The following is a 15134-nucleotide window of genomic DNA, read 5'->3' as shown; positions in this document are numbered from 1 at the left end:
ACTGTAAATCGTCTGTTTTCGTAACAGTACTTAGAGTTTCAGAACTGCATTCTCGGAGCTAGTTTCGCCGATGAGCGGCAACAAGATAGTCGACACCACGCCGCCAGTCGCTTGCTCTGTGATCGTCAGGCTCGCCTTATCTCCGTATAGGGTATCAATACGCTGACGAATATTACTCAAACCAACACCATGGCCAGCCGCAATAGACGGTGCTGTCAGTCCCACGCCACTGTCTGATACTTCAATTTTCATCTGGTCGTCTTGCTGAACAATTCGGATATTGACTTCACCACCAGTAGCCTTAGGTTCAATTCCGTGTGTTAACGCGTTCTCAACTAAAGGTTGAATCAAGAAAGGTGGAATCACTTGCTGCTCGCTAATGTCGTTGGTTTCGATCGAGAACGTCAAACGCTCATCTAATCGTATCTTCTGGATGTTAAGATACGCGTCGAGCAAATCGACCTCTTGAGCAATAGTCGATTGCTCAGTACGACTGTTCTTGAGGGTCACACGTAACAAGTCAGTCAGTTTTTCAAGCATCAACTTAGCTTTGGCGCTGTCACTCTCAATCAATACATTGATGGTCGCAAGAGTGTTGAACAAAAAGTGCGGCTCAATTTGGCTTTGCAGCTGTTTTAACTGGCTAAGTACGACCACCTTTTCTTGATCAGCTTGGCGACGCTTAGCCACCTCTAATTCATTATCGGCACGCAGCTGCTGCTCTCTTGTGTAGAAATAGTAATAACAAACGGAACAAAAGATCACACCAAGCAGCATCACAGACTTAAGAGCGGAAAGGTTAGAGCCGAAAAAGCCGTTCAACCAATAGTGTGCATTCAAGGTACCAATGGTCATTGCAATCACCATTGATACCCCTACATCAAATGCCTTTGATTTCCTTTTGAATAGTTCAACCAACACAAACGAAGAGCCAACTGCGCTGTAGCCAAAGCCGAAGCTGATGGCCAAGTTGAGCGTAAACCCGCCTCCCCAAATCGTATTGGTTGTAATTGCAATAAGAACGCAAAATAGCGTAGTGAACGCGAAGCTTTTAATCCATGAAAAGCGACTGTTTGAAGAAGTGTCCATTAAAATCGTCCTTTGATATTTAAAAGAATCATATGACTATCCGGTAAGTTGGCGTAAGCAGAATCACTTTTACCGCCTAGAAAGCGTGCAGCAAGTTCCAATTCCAACGATGAATCGCCATTATCGAAAGCCTGATAATTGAGCCACTGCGTCGCAATAAAGCCACCGTCCTGTGGAGACAGCATGACATCAAATGTAGGCGTAATATCTTCAAGCCAGCCATGTGCCGAGTCCAAAGACCAGTGAAACATGAGATTGTGTTGAACCAAATTAGCGTGTTGATAACCTTGAGCGTAAGAGCCCGCCAACGATGTTGTCATGGGATTAAGAGACAAATATTCCGCATTCACTAAAGCACTTTGCCACTCAGAGTCACTCCAAGCGCGGCTATCAAACCAGTATTCCAGTACCACATTGTGGCCCGTCTCGTTGGCCCATGTCAGTCCGGCTAAGGCTTGGTAAGCCTCGCCCTGCTCTTCTAGATAAACCGGTTCAAGCAGTGAGTTGGGTTGGCTGTAACCAAGGCTTTGTCGCTGATAAACCATCGAACCGTGAAACTCCCATGCGAGGTTCAATACCGACACCAAGCTAGCTCCAAGCAAACCGTGGCGTACATCGTCGTAATAAGCGACCCATTGATATTCGTGATCGCCTACTAAGTTATAACGACGTAAGCCAACCCCTTGTTGCTGATTCTGCTTTTCAAACTGATTCACGTCTTGGGAAGTCCATGATGAGTCGCTGTAAAGCAGTGTCCATTCGCCCGTCATATCGAACAGGGACGCTGAAGCCACACCGGCGCCCTCTTCTGCGACAATGCCCACTGGGTTTTGTCGGTAAGGCTTGATGATGTCTAAAGGTCGGTAGCCATAACCAACGCCCCAATCTAAGCGAACCTTACCGAGTGTCACATCAAGGTAGTGATCACCGAACGCTGAATTAGACAGTTCAACACCACCTTGCCAAAACAGCTCGCGCACAATGAATTCCGATTCAAAGCTTGCCTCATTCCCCTGTGGGTCATTGCTCAAAATGTCGTTGGCTTTCATTGCAAACAGGCCAAGCCAATTGCCATATCCAACCTCAAGATCCAACAAACCATTGAGTGACTGGCGATTGTCAGATACGAAAGGGTTAAATGGCGACTCTCTCGATTCAACGGCCTCAGCACTCAGTTGCCAGTCCCAGGCTAGGTTCAGATCGTCCGCTTGAATCGTGTGACTCACGCAAGACAAAGCAAGCAACGTAGCAGGTGAATACTTAATGTGAGACTTACGATTCAAAGCGTTCATGACAACCACCTACAGCCCAGACACGCTGTTACGCGATAAATAAGCAGGGTTGTAGTATTTGTCTTCCAAGCTTTGTTCAATCACTTCGCGGTACTCAATCACAGTTTTCTTACTCGGCTGAATCTTATCGAGCAAGGTCATCGACACTACTGTTGGTAATCCATCTCGCACGCCTTCAGTAAACCACGCTTGTTTCGCCAGTTTTCCTGAACGCAGATACAGATCCGCTTTAACTGGAAACGCTCGGTCTGCTGTTAACCACAGATCAATCGACTGATAACTCGCACCCTTGGTTTTCGCCGCGAGCTTTAAGTGATGGGTATCGAGTGTCTCGCCAGTCGGCATTTCAACCTGTTGCTCAGCAACCCACTCACCTTGGTAATCTTCGCTCCAAGTGAGCGTCGATATATCTCCGACCGAAGCTTCACCAAGCAGTTTTTGCATCGGTGTGATACGAATTGGGCGACGAGATTTCGGCATCAACAACCAATAGTTATCTTCAATCATCAGCATCTTCTGCCCAGCCTCGACCGCCGACTTGAACACGACCAACAACTCTCGATTTGGTCTTGTATAGACGTTGTATTCACGGGTTTTGTCCAGTTGCTCGTCTTGATATAACGCCACCAAAGACACTACCTTAGACGCTTGTGTGCTGTTCAAACGATAGCTGTCTGCCTTAGCAATCATCTCAGTGACTTGTTGTGAATCAACCGCCCAGCTTGGCGCCGATGCTAGAACCAAAACCAATACAGAACCTAAAACAGTGAGTGAACGAGTAAATTTACACATAAACCAGCGCCTCCGTGATTGGCTTATTCACGCCTTTGCGAGCAGAGAAATAAGCAGCCAACAAACATATCGTCAGCACACCTAAAGTGGCATAACCAACCAATTCCAATGAGAAGTAAATGTTGAGTGGGTAACCCTCGGTTCGACCCGGAGGTGGTGGCATTTGGATATCAACCACTAGCAATAACACCGACATTAAGCCACTCACTAGCGCACCTATCGCACTGCCAATCACAGCCAGCAATCCCGCCTCTTTTAAGAAGCCTGCCACGATTTCAGAAGGGTAACTGCCGAGTGCCGATAACGTGCCGATTTCACGAGTGCGTTCCGTCACCGACATGGTCATGGTGTTGAACAACGATACGAACACCACCAATGCCATCACTGCACCCATGATGCCGAAGATCCGGTCGTAAAGATCTTTAACCTTGGTGTAGAAAAACGCGCGATCTTGCCATGGGGTAATCTCAATGGCTGAGCCTTGTTGACTAGCTTGCCTGTCTAAAGCCAATTGGATGCGTTGTTGTACGGTCGAGGTCTTACTGGTTTCAAAAAGGAATACCGACAAAGTGCTGACTTTGTCTGACGCTAAAAGCTCTTGAGCAGTAGTGATATGTACGTACAACTGACGTTTATCCAACTCAGGAACACCAGTCGAGTAGATACCTTGCACCTTAAAATCAAAGGCATTCAAAGCACCATCACTGGTAGTCGCGAGCAGTGTTACCCAATCTCCAACGGCAACTTTGAGGTTACGAGCAAGGTCAGTTCCCAGCATCACTTGTGGCTCTTGGCTGTCGTATCTTAGCGATTTCACATCCGAGAGAGTTTGACCGCTGCGCACATCAAGGAAAGGTCCTTTCATGTCGAACTCACGCTCATTGACGCCCGTACCCATAAAGATGGTCGACTTACTTCCGTTAGAAACCAAACCGCTGAAGTAGACTCGTGGCTGCACACCACGCACGTCGCTGTCGCCAATAATGCTCTTGGTTAGCGCTTGAACGTTATCCAGACCATTGCTCAGCGGCATGTCTTCATCTTGTTCAAAATAACCCGGCGTGCTCAAGGTGAGATGACCAGTATCGCGCGCGGTCGATTCTCTCAAAGATTCGTAGGTGTAAAGCCCATAGCCACCCGCACTGGTCAATGCAAATACCGCAATCGCGATGATCAACACCGAAAGCAGGCTGCGGCGACCATTTCTTAATAGATTAAGCCACGCCAAACGTACCGAGGTTGGTAGTAAAAAGGAGCTAAGCCCTTGTGTTAACTTGCCCATGAGATAGCCTCCGTGGTTGCAACTTGTGGCGCCAGTTGTCCATCGATAAGTTCAATCACTCGATCACAACGCTGCGCCATTCTTGGGTCGTGCGTTGCGACAATAAAAGTCGTGCCCATTTCGTGGCCGAGCTCTTTCATAATGTCGATCACAAGGTTGGCAGTGTGACTGTCTAGGCTCGCGGTCGGCTCATCGGCTATCACTAAGCTTGGGTTGTGAATCAACGCTCTGGCTATCGCGACGCGTTGTTGCTGGCCGCCTGAAAGATTGTCTGGGCGATGATGTACATATTCACCTAGCCCAACACGCTCTAACATGTCTTGCGCTCTGCTTTGCTGTTCTTGTTTCGTGCATTGGTTCAACATCAATGGGTAAGCGACGTTCTCAAGCGCGGTCATCACAGGAACCAGATTGAAGCGTTGAAACACAAAACCCAACGACTGACGACGAAAGCGCGCAGCAGCGATTTGCTCTGTCGGATACGGTTGACCATCAATATTGATCTGCCCTCGATAGTCCATATCCAACAAACCAAGAATATTCAACAGTGTGCTTTTCCCTGACCCAGAAGGGCCACACAAGGCCACCATTTCACCGCGTTTGATTTGGCCATCGACTCCCTTAAGTGCGTTTACGCTTTGACCACCCGTAACATACGCTTTGCCGACATCTTTAAATTCAATCATTTCGTTGTCCTCTGATTACCCATCATTCTTAATCGTTCGCAGCTGTTATTTGGCTTTCGCTATTAAGGCTTTAGCCGTCATTGTCTCGATGTTTCCGGCATCGGTGTTTTCCATTTTTTCAAGCCACACCTGTGCTTGATCGAAGTCTTCAGCACGAATCGATGCGGTAATGGCGTAACGGTAAATCCACGATGTCGCAGCGAAATGCTGTTGTTGGAAATCATCTTCCGCGAGTAACGAGAGGAACAAGTCATAACCACGATCGAAATGGTTAAACATGTCTGGCAGAGAGGTGTAAGTCACCGCAGCCATTGCGCGAGTTAGGTAAGAATCTGGTAATCCTTGAACACGAGGTTGCTCATGAATGGGTTGGTCTTCGTCTTTAAGCAGAACAAGAGATTTATCAATGGTCGATAAACCCTTTTCTACATACTTCATCTTGTTCCAAGGTAAGAACGCATCACGCCCCATCAGGGTTTCTGTGCTTCCGAGGTAAACCAAGGTCAGTGGCGTGGCGCCGTCTTGTTGCAGCGTGGCGTTAAGGCGTTCATATGCCACCTCGACCAGATCTTCATTGCCTTGCGCGGCTTGGTTGTAAATATCAAGCACGTCTGAACTTGGATTAGCCTGCGCCAAAGTGGGAGCAAGTGAAACAAGAGCAATCAGCAATGAACGCTTAAGCACAGAAGTGGTAGAGCCTGAATTAAATGAGTGTGAAGTAGTCATGATTTCTAATCCCTTTCAAATGTTGACGTTGAAAGGTTAACGAGAATTTGTCATGCCGTTTTATCAATGCGACGAATGGTAATAGTAAGGAGTGAATGGTTTAGAAAGGGTGTGAGTGGAATATAACGTGTAGAAACGGAACTAATACTTGTTTCTATAATGGAATAAATCTGGATTAAGATCGCTAACGATACTCACGACTCGAGTATACATAGCCACCGATAGGCTTGTCTGGGTTTATACAAGCCATACAAAAATAGCCGCTAATGAGCGGCTATTTTTATCTATCCAAATGACTGTCTAATTAGGCACTCGTTAGCCTTAATAAAGTAGAGACAGTGCTTTTTCGAGCGCAGCATCTCGGCCTTGATGACGATCTTCTAACACAAAGTTTCCAACCACGTGATCTGGCTGCACCCCTGTGACTTCATGGTTTTCCAGGTCGCGATTCTTATAATATAAATTACTTAATGAATACTCCCAGCCATTGGGCAGCATTCTTCCAAACGCATCTGAGGTGGCGCCTGATGTTGATTCACCTACGATAGTCACGTGAGGGAGCGTTTTCATCGCCGATGCGAATGTTTCTGCTGCACTGACCGTACCGAAAGAGGTCAAAAGTACAATCGGTTTTGTATATGAAATACCATTGCTTGGAGTCATCATGACATCAACATCATGGCTGAATTCATCTTTGAAGTAAGAACTAACATGCCAAGCTAACTGCTGCTCTTCAATCAAGTGCTGCAATAACCACAAGCCCTGCATATCAAGCCCACCCTCATTTTCACGAATATCGATAATCAACGACTGGGTATCATTTAGCTGCGTTAAAATTTTTGTCACTAATTCTTCAAACTGACGATGAGCTTTATCTGTATTTCGTTTAGGCGTTCCTGTGATTAAACCTTCATCGATATAGCTCATGAAATCGCCAATTCTTAAGTATCCAGTCGGTATGCCTTTATTATCAATGATGCCCCAGTTAAGACGATGTTCCTTGCTTTCACGAGAAGCACGGTTTTTAAAACCTTCTTGTTCATTTTCAAACAAGTACTTCATGATATTGAGTGTTATTTTATTCTTCTGACTGGCTATGTAGCTTTCTTGCTCTGATTCAGGAATATCTAACTGGTCAGCTTCCAACTCCAATTGTTGTTCCAAGATGGTTTTATTGCTATACCATATCTGCTGCTCTTTTGAAGGAATATAAATAGAACTATGATCATCCTTCAATTGACTAAGTATTTCATCAAACACGTGAATTAATTGTTCATAGTCAGCACCATATAAATCATCATAATATTTATCATAAACCTCGTCCCAGTCAATATTGCGTTCATCAAAAAAGGCATAGTGGTTCTTCATATCTTGCCAATATATATCGAACATCGATTGGGCATCAGAATCAAAATGACCATCACGAGTCATGGAGGGGCTAAGGCCTTGAGGACATACATCATTGATATTACTTACTAAAGTGTAAGTGAAAGGTCTAGGTCGAAGAATATTTAGGATCAATTGATTACCTTGACGAGTGGCGTGCTGTTTTATCGCTTCATAACTCAACTCAGTACCATAACTCAGAGAGTTAGACACTTCATAACAAGTGTTATTAACCACTTGTATCGTTCTTGTAGTCTCATTTTCGATAACTTTAATTTCGCCGTCTCGTTGGCTAAACCAAACCCCATTAATATCATGGGTCTGGTCTTTTTTAACTTGTTCGCTATGACATGCAAAGGAGCCTTGAATTAAAGCAAGTGTCATCGCATATTTAAGAGCTTTCATTTTATTACTCCACTATACTGAAGTTAAAAATGATAAATTAAGTTAATGATAAACAGTGTAGATATATGTATGTTTTATGTAATTGTTTTTATTACATTATTCATTAGAATAAAATAAGTTAACATCATCAAATTTAACCAAACCTAATTTAAATATATCTAATTTAGACAATTGAAAATAAAAAAGAGCCTATATGTGAATATAGGCTCAAAGCAGTGGCAATGCATAAATTAAAAAAGGGTTTCTATATTTTTAGCTAATTAAATAAAATCGTTTAATTAAGCAACAATCGCTGACACTTTAACGGCATCACTGATTGTTCGGTAGTTCGGAGAAAATTGTTGAACTCCGGCAATAACTTCATCGTAATCAGCTTGAGTACCATCACCTTCAACTTCAAACTGAAATTGGATCTCTTCGAAACCAACCGGAGCTTCTTCAGCTACATTCAAGAACCCACGAAGATCCAAAGCCCCTTTGATGGTCAACTTTACGGACTCTAAACGAATACCGCGGCCGCTAGCTCCTGCAACAAATCCAACCATCATACAGCCAGCCATGCCGCCCAACAGGTAATCTTGTGGCGTAGGGTATGCGTTATTGCCAAGAAGCTCTTCTGGTTCACCCACATCGAAAGTAAAATCTTTAACGATTTCTGTTCCACCGACCTTTTGGTTCAGCGTACGAATTTCGCTATGAACACCGCCTTTCCATTCAGCAACAATGCCGTATTCAGATACCGCTTGTGTTGCATCATCAGTAATTACTTTTGTGTACGCTGATAGGTCTTCTAAGTTAAGGCCATTTAATGGTGCGTTACTCATGTTGAATCCTTATATTATTTCTTATTTCTTATTTTTAATGATTAATGTTCATGTTGTGCCTCCCACATAACGTGAGAGGCTACAAATAATTTAGTTTCGACCCGCCATAACGCCGCCATCGACATTTAGAATCGTACCCGTTACCCAAGATGACTTATTCGATAGTAGATATTCAATCGCATCAGCAACATCGTCTGTAGAACCAATGCGACCAATTGGGTGGAAATCGTTAAAGCCTTGTAGTGCAGATTCAATCTCGTCTTCAGCAATGAATGACTTATAAATTGTCGACATCACGACTGCAGGAGCCACAGCGTTTACACGCACACCGTGGTCGCCTAGTTCAATGGCCAAATTTTTTGTCAGCGAATGCAGTGCCGCTTTCTGCATAGAGTAAGCTGAAGAAGGCGTTGCTTTGATTGCTTGATGTGCCCACATAGAACCGATATTTACAATTGCGCCACCGCCGTGTTGTTTCATATTTTTCGCAACGGCTTGTGTAATGAAGAAGAAAGCACGGTTCATATCTAACTGAAGGTCGTAATCTTGCTCAGAATGCTCAAGGAAATCGACAGGTTTGAAGAAACCAGCTGCATTCACCAAGTAGCCAATGTGACGTTTTTCTGCATTTAACTGTTCAATAAAGCTTTGAACAGCAGAAGGGTCGTATAAATCAACCTGAGCAGTTTCAACATGACCATTCGTGGTTGATTCCAGATCCAATTTTGCTTCAGCAAGATTCTGTTTGTCATGAGAAAGAATCATTACAGGCACACCAGACTTAAGCAGTCGCTCTGCAGTTGCTTTACCCATACCAGAAGAACCGCCAACAATTAGTGCAATAGAAGATGTGTTAAACATAATGAAATCCTTAATTTAAAAACTACCTATCAGTAGATAGGTAGTTTATTCAAAAAAATGGAGGAGTAGTAGAGACCATCTCCTCGTCAGTGGGTGTACTTTAAGATCGGATCGGTTTCACGTCAACAACTTTATCTACCTACCAGTAGGTAGATAAAGTTGTTTATTATAAAAAACCATATTTATCAGTAACATAATAAGTTAAACTATTTTTATAAAAATATGTATTCGTCTCATGGAAAGTGTCTACAACGCCACTTAGTGAGTCAAATCCATTACGAATTTTGTCCAATGGTGAGTTTTCAGACATAAAAAAAGCGAGGGCTCAGCCTCGCTTTCAAAACAACAATCTCTTTTGGGTTGCGCTACGTCCTACCTATCTATCGCGCAACGACAATGCCTCTTGTAAAACCCATTGATATTGCCGCAATCTAATCGATAAACTATGACGCCTTCAGAATGTTTAAACAGCTGGCTTTCACCGAACGGATATAATCTGTGTCCTTGAATTGAGACAGTAAAATCCCCCCCTCCAAAGCGACAAAAATTAGCCTCGCAGCTTGAGTAGCTTCTAATCCAGAACGAAAGTGTCCGCTCGCAATCCCCTGCTCTATGCTTTTACGGATAAAATCTTCATTGATTTGAACAAATTTAGACAATAGGCTTTCCAAACCATCCGCTAAAAAATAGAAATCAGAAGCATACATACCACATAGGCACAGTTTGTTGTTCTCGCGTACATCAACAAAAATGTCGGCTAATGCTTCAATTTTACCTTCTGCAAAGATATCTTGACTCTCGATACGCTTTAACGCAACTTCGTAATTCGCAAGGTAACGTTCAAATACCACTTGAGCCAGGTCTTGTTTAGTTTTGAAATGATAATGGATACTCGCAGTCTTTATCCCAAGCTCATTTTGAATATCGCGAAAACTGAAACCATTAAAGCCTCTGCTTTGCATATAACTTTCAGCTAAATCGACGATCTTTTCTGCCGTTGGATTAAGTTCTTTCATATTAATTCCACCTATATTTTAGGGGAATATAGCATAGTTCACAGATCTCGCCTATCTATCAGTAGGTATGGGTATCAAGGGATTGTAAAGGTCGAATGTGCTGACAAAAAATAGCCGCTAGTCAGCCTTGCTGGCCTTTTCAGTCAGTGGAAGTAAATGCCTTAACGCTCTGTTTTAGCCAACAAAAGCCTAAGTGATTAATGAGAGTTCTGCGTTAAAGATAAGTGTCATCCCTAAATACAAAAAGCGCCCCAAATAAGTTGGAGCGCTTTTTGTAACTCTTAAAGAAGAGATTACTTAATCACGCCACAGACAATGCGTGCACCACCGCCGCCAAGTTTAGCTGGATGGTCTGAATGGTTGTCACCGCCAGCGTGGATCATCAACGCTCTACCTTTCACGTCATCTAACGTCACTCTTGGCGCCATTACTGGCTGGTCAGCTACACCATGAGCATTGACGTAAAGCGGTGGTAAATCGCCAAGGTGATTATCATCCGTCCAAGGGAAACCATGCTTGCCCGTTTTCTCTGGGTCATAATGTCCGCCAGCGGCTCCACCGAGTATGATTTTGCCATCTTTTGTGATGCTATCGCACGAACCATTGGCGTGTACATGGAAGCCATGCGTACCAACGGGTAAGTCTTTCAATGCCGGCGTAAAAACAGCTCCGTATTCACTTGAGCTTATCATTACAGTTCCGGTTGACTGACCCGAGCCAAGATCGATCATTTCAACATTCACTACTTCAGCAAAAACAGGAGAAGAGATAAGGGCGAGTGCAGCAAGCCATGTTGTTTTGTTCATATTATTACGTCCTTTTTATTGTTATTAGCACACTTCATTTAGTGCGAAAGGGATTTCAGCACATTGAATTGACCATAGATTTCGGCAAATTCTTTCAAATTAAGTCCTGCTTTATTACGCAATTCTGGGGAACACTCCGCTTGGTACAAGTCTTTCGCAATACTAATTTCGCGTTTAATCAATGCCCCCATCAAAGCGGTGTTTCCACGCTTGTCTTGCAGGCATGCATTGGCACCAGAATCGAGTAAAAGCCCCACGGTTTCTCTGTTTCCTTGATAAGCAGCGACCATGAGTGCGGTGTAACTTTGGTTATTGCGTTGATCAACGGGGAAGCCTTGAGAAACAAATGCATCGATCACGTCATTGTTACCAATACGAGCGGCATCAAAGAACAACCCAACCAGAGATTGGTATTCCTCTTCCAGTTTGTCGTCAGCAGCCAATAAGCTGAGCGAGAAGATCAAAGAGAAAAAAACGGAGCTGAATAAAAATACGATTTTCATTTATTCCCCCTAACTAACATGATTAGAGAATGGCCTACAGGAGCCCTGATTTTCGGGCAGAAAAGAGCAGATAAATCTCCCGCAGGCCAAAACTTTACGTCTTACGTTGTTGCTTAATTGTTCGCTTGCGAGAGTTTTTCCACTCGTGACATACTGGTACCAGTGGCTTTAGCCAAACGCGTTCCATACTGTTTGTCTGCACGATAGAAGTAGCTCACCATCGTCGTTTTGATGCCTTTGTCCGTCACCTTATTCAAGTCACCAGCGAGGTTAGCAATCAAATCACTTTTGTCTTGTTCATTCATGCTGCGGTACTGCACACCCGCTTGATAGAAATTTCGTGGATTGCTGATCGCTTTTTGTTGCACCGTACCAACAAGCTTGGTTTCTACGGCTTTGAATTGAACATCTTCTGCCAACTCTAGTTTTCGGCTTGGCTCATAGTTAATATCACCGTTTGTTAACGATGCATTATTACTAAAGCCATTTTGGTTATGATTGCTCACTGGCGTTAACGGACGATTTACTGGCAGTTGAAACAGGTTAGCGCCCAAACGGTAAAGCTGCGTATCTGAATAAGCAAACAAACGACCTTGCAACAAACGGTCTTCCGACGGCTCGATACCAGGAATCAGATTCGAAGGCGAAAATGCCGACTGTTCGGTGTCTAAAAAGAAGTTTTCAGGTAGACGATTCAGCGTCATAGTGCCGACTTTTTGATCTGGCACATTCAGCCATACTTTGGTTGCATCGAGTCCGTTGTAGTCAAGTTTTCTCAATGCCTCAGGAGACAATACCTTCACGTAAAGGTCCCATTTAGGGTAATTCCCTAAGCCAATTTCAGCATAAAGGTCATTGGTAAGATGGTTGAACTCTTTACCTTGTATCTCAGTGACTTGATCTGGGCGAAGGCTTTTAACGCCTTGCTGAGTCTTCCATTGGAACTTCACATAGTTCACGTCGCCTTGCTTATTGATCCACTTATAAGCATGAACCCCAAAGCCATCCATGGTGCGATAGCTCGCAGGCGTACCTAAATTGCTGTACACCCAAGTCAACATGTTGGTCGCACCCGGCTCACTGCTAAAGAAGTCGAAGAATCGGTTTGGATCCTGAACGTTGGTGACTGGAGACGGTTTTAGAGAGTGCACCATATCCGGAAACTTAATCGAATCACGAATAAAGAACACAGGCAGATTATTCCCTACCAGATCCCAGTTACCCTGTTCAGTATAAAATTTGGTGGCGAAACCACGCGGGTCGCGAAGTGTTTCTGGTGATCCTTTAGAGTGAATAACGGTCGAAAAACGAACGAAAACAGGAGTCACCTTACCTTTATTAGTAAAAGGGTCGGAAACCGTTAAATCACTAAAATTACCAGAAGCGACGAATTCACCATGTGCGCCCGTACCACGAGCATGAACAACACGCTCAGGAATACGTTCTCTGGCAAAACGCTGCAATTTTTGGATCAGATGGACGTCTTGCAGTAATACACTGCCATTCTCACCTGCTGTTATGGAGTTTTGGTTATCACCTACTGGTGCACCGTTGTCTCTTGTCAGGGTTTGAGCCTGTAGAGATGTGCTGGCTAAGCCAACTGTAATTAATAAAAAGCTTTTTGACATCTGCATGGTTGCTCTCCAATGCGTGCTAACCATTAAACCAGTCGAGTGGTAAATGGATATTCAAAAGCTCTTTTCTGCCCACCAAGAATATAACTTCAATGTTTACATTTGTGTAATGGGAAATAACGATAGATTCAATAGGTGAAAACGATGGAGTGATTAAGTTGGTTCGAATAGAGAAAAATAACAGCCCAAATACTCGCGATTTCTAATCCCTTTCAAAGGTTGACGTTGAAAGGTTAGCCACAAACTGTCACGCCGTTTTATCAATGAGACGAATGATAATAATAAGGAGTGAATGGTTTAGAGAGGGTATGAGTGGGAATATACGTGAAAGTAAAAAAGCCTCCACATACTGGAGGCTCTATCTATATTAACAACAACTAATCGCTATACTTGCTTTGGTTGAAGTTCTTTACCTTCGACCTCTTTTATATCAAATCGTTGCTTTAACTCTTTCTCGATGCTTTCTAAACTGCGGTTTGCTGTCTCTGGAAGGATTTTGATGGCAAACCAAACTTGGCCAAGCAGGATAATCGCGAACATGATGAACAGTGCCGATGTTCCAAATGATTCTCTAAAAGCTGGTGTAAATGAGTTCAAGATAACACCTTGAATCCAGATTGCTGCCGTTGTTATTGAGACCGCGCGGCCACGGACTGAAGTTGGTAAAATCTCAGCTGAAATCGTGAACTTCAGAGGGCCTAAACCGAGTGCTGTGAAGGCAACAAAGAACGCCATTAAGCCAACTATCAACATAGGTGGAGTATCAGGTCTGTCGAAGAATATTGCCAAACCAATCAGGCAAGTGAAACAACCAAGTGCAGAGGTTATTAGCATTTTTCTGCGACCCACTTTATCGATGAATACCATTGATAAAGAGGTAAATATAACGCTTACTAAGCAGATCCAACCAAAACCTCCCAGTGCAGAACCTTGGTTGCCCATTATCTCTTCTAGCATTACAGGGCCGTAGTACATCACAACAGTTACGCCAGACCACTCTGACCATATTGCTAGTAATACACCCGTCATCAAGCCGAAACGCATCACCGGATTTTTGACTAATTGTTTATATGATCCTGCTTTCTCTGAGCGAATTACCTGACGACATTCAATAATCGCTTCTTCTGCTTCACCCTTGGTTAAGAACTTTCTCAGAATGTTAGCCGCTTCTTTTTCTCTAGCTTTAGATATCAACCAACGAGGTGATTCCGGAAAAAATGCTACCAAACCAAGGAAAATAACTGCAGGCAAAAATTCAACAGAGAACATGCCACGCCAGTTTTCAGTAATAAAGAAATGGTCAAGGTAATGACCCGTAACAACGGCAGCCTGGCTGTAGTTAACAATCAATGTGTTGGTGATCACTGAGCAAGTTAAACCGATCACAATTGCCACTTGAAATAGATTACTGAGTTTTCCTCTATGCCTTGCTGGAGCTACTTCTGCAATGTACATCGGGCAAACCACGGTCGCGATACCGATGCCAAAGCCACCAATGATACGTGCCCAGATCAGTAAGTTGAATGAGTCTGCGTACATGCAGCCAAGAACCGATACGATAGCTAGTAAAGCACCTAGCATCAGAGGTTTTTTACGCCCAGCATAGTCAGCAATAGGACCTGCGATTATGCTACCAAATAAGCACCCCACAAGCGCTGATGATACATACCAGCCTTGTTGTAAGGTCGATAATTCGAACTGTTGTGTGATTTGCGTGATCGTGCCGCCAATAACAATGGTGTCCATTCCAAATAGGAACCCACCAATCGTTGCCGCAGCGCAAATGAATGTTAAAAAGAACATCTTCTTATTGTTTTCGCTAAGAATCATTT

Annotated in this window: 14 protein-coding genes; all 14 read right to left on the bottom strand. The window is 43.8% G+C overall.

Annotated elements, in window-relative coordinates; genetic code table 11:
• Nucleotides 1–30 precede the first annotated feature (30 nt).
• Nucleotides 31–1089, bottom strand: a complete 1059-nt coding sequence (locus tag CWO08_RS06465; RefSeq protein WP_108020129.1) for a sensor histidine kinase — start codon at nucleotides 1087–1089, stop codon at nucleotides 31–33.
• Nucleotides 1089–2381 (bottom strand): hypothetical protein, encoded by a 1293-nt coding sequence (locus CWO08_RS06460; protein WP_108020128.1) that lies wholly within the window; start codon nucleotides 2379–2381, stop codon nucleotides 1089–1091. Before CWO08_RS06460 ends, CWO08_RS06465 begins: the two co-directional genes overlap by 1 nt.
• A 9-nt stretch (nucleotides 2382–2390) precedes the next feature.
• Complete coding sequence (locus CWO08_RS06455; RefSeq protein WP_108020127.1) at nucleotides 2391–3173, bottom strand: outer membrane lipoprotein-sorting protein; 783 nt, start codon at nucleotides 3171–3173, stop codon at nucleotides 2391–2393.
• A complete protein-coding gene (locus tag CWO08_RS06450; RefSeq protein WP_102432142.1) occupies nucleotides 3166–4455 on the bottom strand; it encodes an ABC transporter permease in 1290 nt (429 codons plus the stop codon). Before CWO08_RS06450 ends, CWO08_RS06455 begins: the two co-directional genes overlap by 8 nt.
• Nucleotides 4443–5141, bottom strand: coding sequence for an ABC transporter ATP-binding protein (locus CWO08_RS06445; RefSeq protein ID WP_102432143.1), 699 nt, complete (start codon nucleotides 5139–5141; stop codon nucleotides 4443–4445). Before CWO08_RS06445 ends, CWO08_RS06450 begins: the two co-directional genes overlap by 13 nt.
• A gap of 45 nt (nucleotides 5142–5186) precedes the next feature.
• Nucleotides 5187–5867, bottom strand: coding sequence for a hypothetical protein (locus CWO08_RS06440; protein WP_102432144.1), 681 nt, complete (start codon nucleotides 5865–5867; stop codon nucleotides 5187–5189).
• Nucleotides 5868–6188: 321 nt separating this feature from the next.
• The gene (locus tag CWO08_RS06435) at nucleotides 6189–7658 is read right to left on the bottom strand and encodes a S41 family peptidase (RefSeq protein ID WP_102432145.1); all 1470 of its coding nucleotides are present in this window, start codon (nucleotides 7656–7658) and stop codon (nucleotides 6189–6191) included.
• A gap of 278 nt (nucleotides 7659–7936) precedes the next feature.
• Nucleotides 7937–8482, bottom strand: a complete 546-nt coding sequence (locus tag CWO08_RS06430; protein ID WP_017106464.1) for an OsmC family protein — start codon at nucleotides 8480–8482, stop codon at nucleotides 7937–7939.
• Nucleotides 8483–8572: 90 nt separating this feature from the next.
• The gene (locus CWO08_RS06425) at nucleotides 8573–9343 is read right to left on the bottom strand and encodes an SDR family NAD(P)-dependent oxidoreductase (protein WP_102285520.1); all 771 of its coding nucleotides are present in this window, start codon (nucleotides 9341–9343) and stop codon (nucleotides 8573–8575) included.
• Nucleotides 9344–9786: 443 nt separating this feature from the next.
• Nucleotides 9787–10359 carry a TetR/AcrR family transcriptional regulator gene (locus CWO08_RS06420; RefSeq protein ID WP_102432306.1) on the bottom strand — a complete coding sequence of 191 codons (573 nt, stop codon included), beginning with the start codon at nucleotides 10357–10359 and terminating at the stop codon, nucleotides 9787–9789.
• A gap of 293 nt (nucleotides 10360–10652) precedes the next feature.
• Nucleotides 10653–11165 carry a superoxide dismutase family protein gene (gene sodC, locus CWO08_RS06415; RefSeq protein WP_102432307.1) on the bottom strand — a complete coding sequence of 171 codons (513 nt, stop codon included), beginning with the start codon at nucleotides 11163–11165 and terminating at the stop codon, nucleotides 10653–10655.
• A 38-nt stretch (nucleotides 11166–11203) separates the two neighbouring features.
• Nucleotides 11204–11668, bottom strand: coding sequence for an ankyrin repeat domain-containing protein (locus tag CWO08_RS06410; RefSeq protein WP_102432308.1), 465 nt, complete (start codon nucleotides 11666–11668; stop codon nucleotides 11204–11206).
• A 113-nt stretch (nucleotides 11669–11781) separates the two neighbouring features.
• Nucleotides 11782–13302: a catalase gene (locus CWO08_RS06405; protein ID WP_181360036.1), complete on the bottom strand. Its 1521-nt coding sequence runs from the start codon at nucleotides 13300–13302 to the stop codon at nucleotides 11782–11784.
• 384 nt (nucleotides 13303–13686) lie between these two features.
• The gene (locus tag CWO08_RS06400) at nucleotides 13687–15132 is read right to left on the bottom strand and encodes a sugar porter family MFS transporter (protein WP_048660558.1); all 1446 of its coding nucleotides are present in this window, start codon (nucleotides 15130–15132) and stop codon (nucleotides 13687–13689) included.
• Nucleotides 15133–15134: the final 2 nt, after the last annotated feature.

This window comes from Vibrio sp. 10N.286.48.B8, assembly GCF_003050085.1.
Classification (GTDB): domain Bacteria; phylum Pseudomonadota; class Gammaproteobacteria; order Enterobacterales; family Vibrionaceae; genus Vibrio; species Vibrio crassostreae.
Note: the sequence above shows the minus strand (reverse complement) of the source record. Positions and strands in the feature narration are given on the sequence as shown.

Coding starts and splice junctions, on each gene's coding strand:
- CWO08_RS06465 (WP_108020129.1), bottom strand. CDS start 1,089: ATGGACACTTCTTCAAACAGTCGCTTTTCATGGATTAAAAGCTTCGCG.
- CWO08_RS06460 (WP_108020128.1), bottom strand. CDS start 2,381: ATGAACGCTTTGAATCGTAAGTCTCACATTAAGTATTCACCTGCTACG.
- CWO08_RS06455 (WP_108020127.1), bottom strand. CDS start 3,173: ATGTGTAAATTTACTCGTTCACTCACTGTTTTAGGTTCTGTATTGGTT.
- CWO08_RS06450 (WP_102432142.1), bottom strand. CDS start 4,455: ATGGGCAAGTTAACACAAGGGCTTAGCTCCTTTTTACTACCAACCTCG.
- CWO08_RS06445 (WP_102432143.1), bottom strand. CDS start 5,141: ATGATTGAATTTAAAGATGTCGGCAAAGCGTATGTTACGGGTGGTCAA.
- CWO08_RS06440 (WP_102432144.1), bottom strand. CDS start 5,867: ATGACTACTTCACACTCATTTAATTCAGGCTCTACCACTTCTGTGCTT.
- CWO08_RS06435 (WP_102432145.1), bottom strand. CDS start 7,658: ATGAAAGCTCTTAAATATGCGATGACACTTGCTTTAATTCAAGGCTCC.
- CWO08_RS06430 (WP_017106464.1), bottom strand. CDS start 8,482: ATGAGTAACGCACCATTAAATGGCCTTAACTTAGAAGACCTATCAGCG.
- CWO08_RS06425 (WP_102285520.1), bottom strand. CDS start 9,343: ATGTTTAACACATCTTCTATTGCACTAATTGTTGGCGGTTCTTCTGGT.
- CWO08_RS06420 (WP_102432306.1), bottom strand. CDS start 10,359: ATGAAAGAACTTAATCCAACGGCAGAAAAGATCGTCGATTTAGCTGAA.
- sodC (WP_102432307.1), bottom strand. CDS start 11,165: ATGAACAAAACAACATGGCTTGCTGCACTCGCCCTTATCTCTTCTCCT.
- CWO08_RS06410 (WP_102432308.1), bottom strand. CDS start 11,668: ATGAAAATCGTATTTTTATTCAGCTCCGTTTTTTTCTCTTTGATCTTC.
- CWO08_RS06405 (WP_181360036.1), bottom strand. CDS start 13,302: ATGCAGATGTCAAAAAGCTTTTTATTAATTACAGTTGGCTTAGCCAGC.
- CWO08_RS06400 (WP_048660558.1), bottom strand. CDS start 15,132: ATGATTCTTAGCGAAAACAATAAGAAGATGTTCTTTTTAACATTCATT.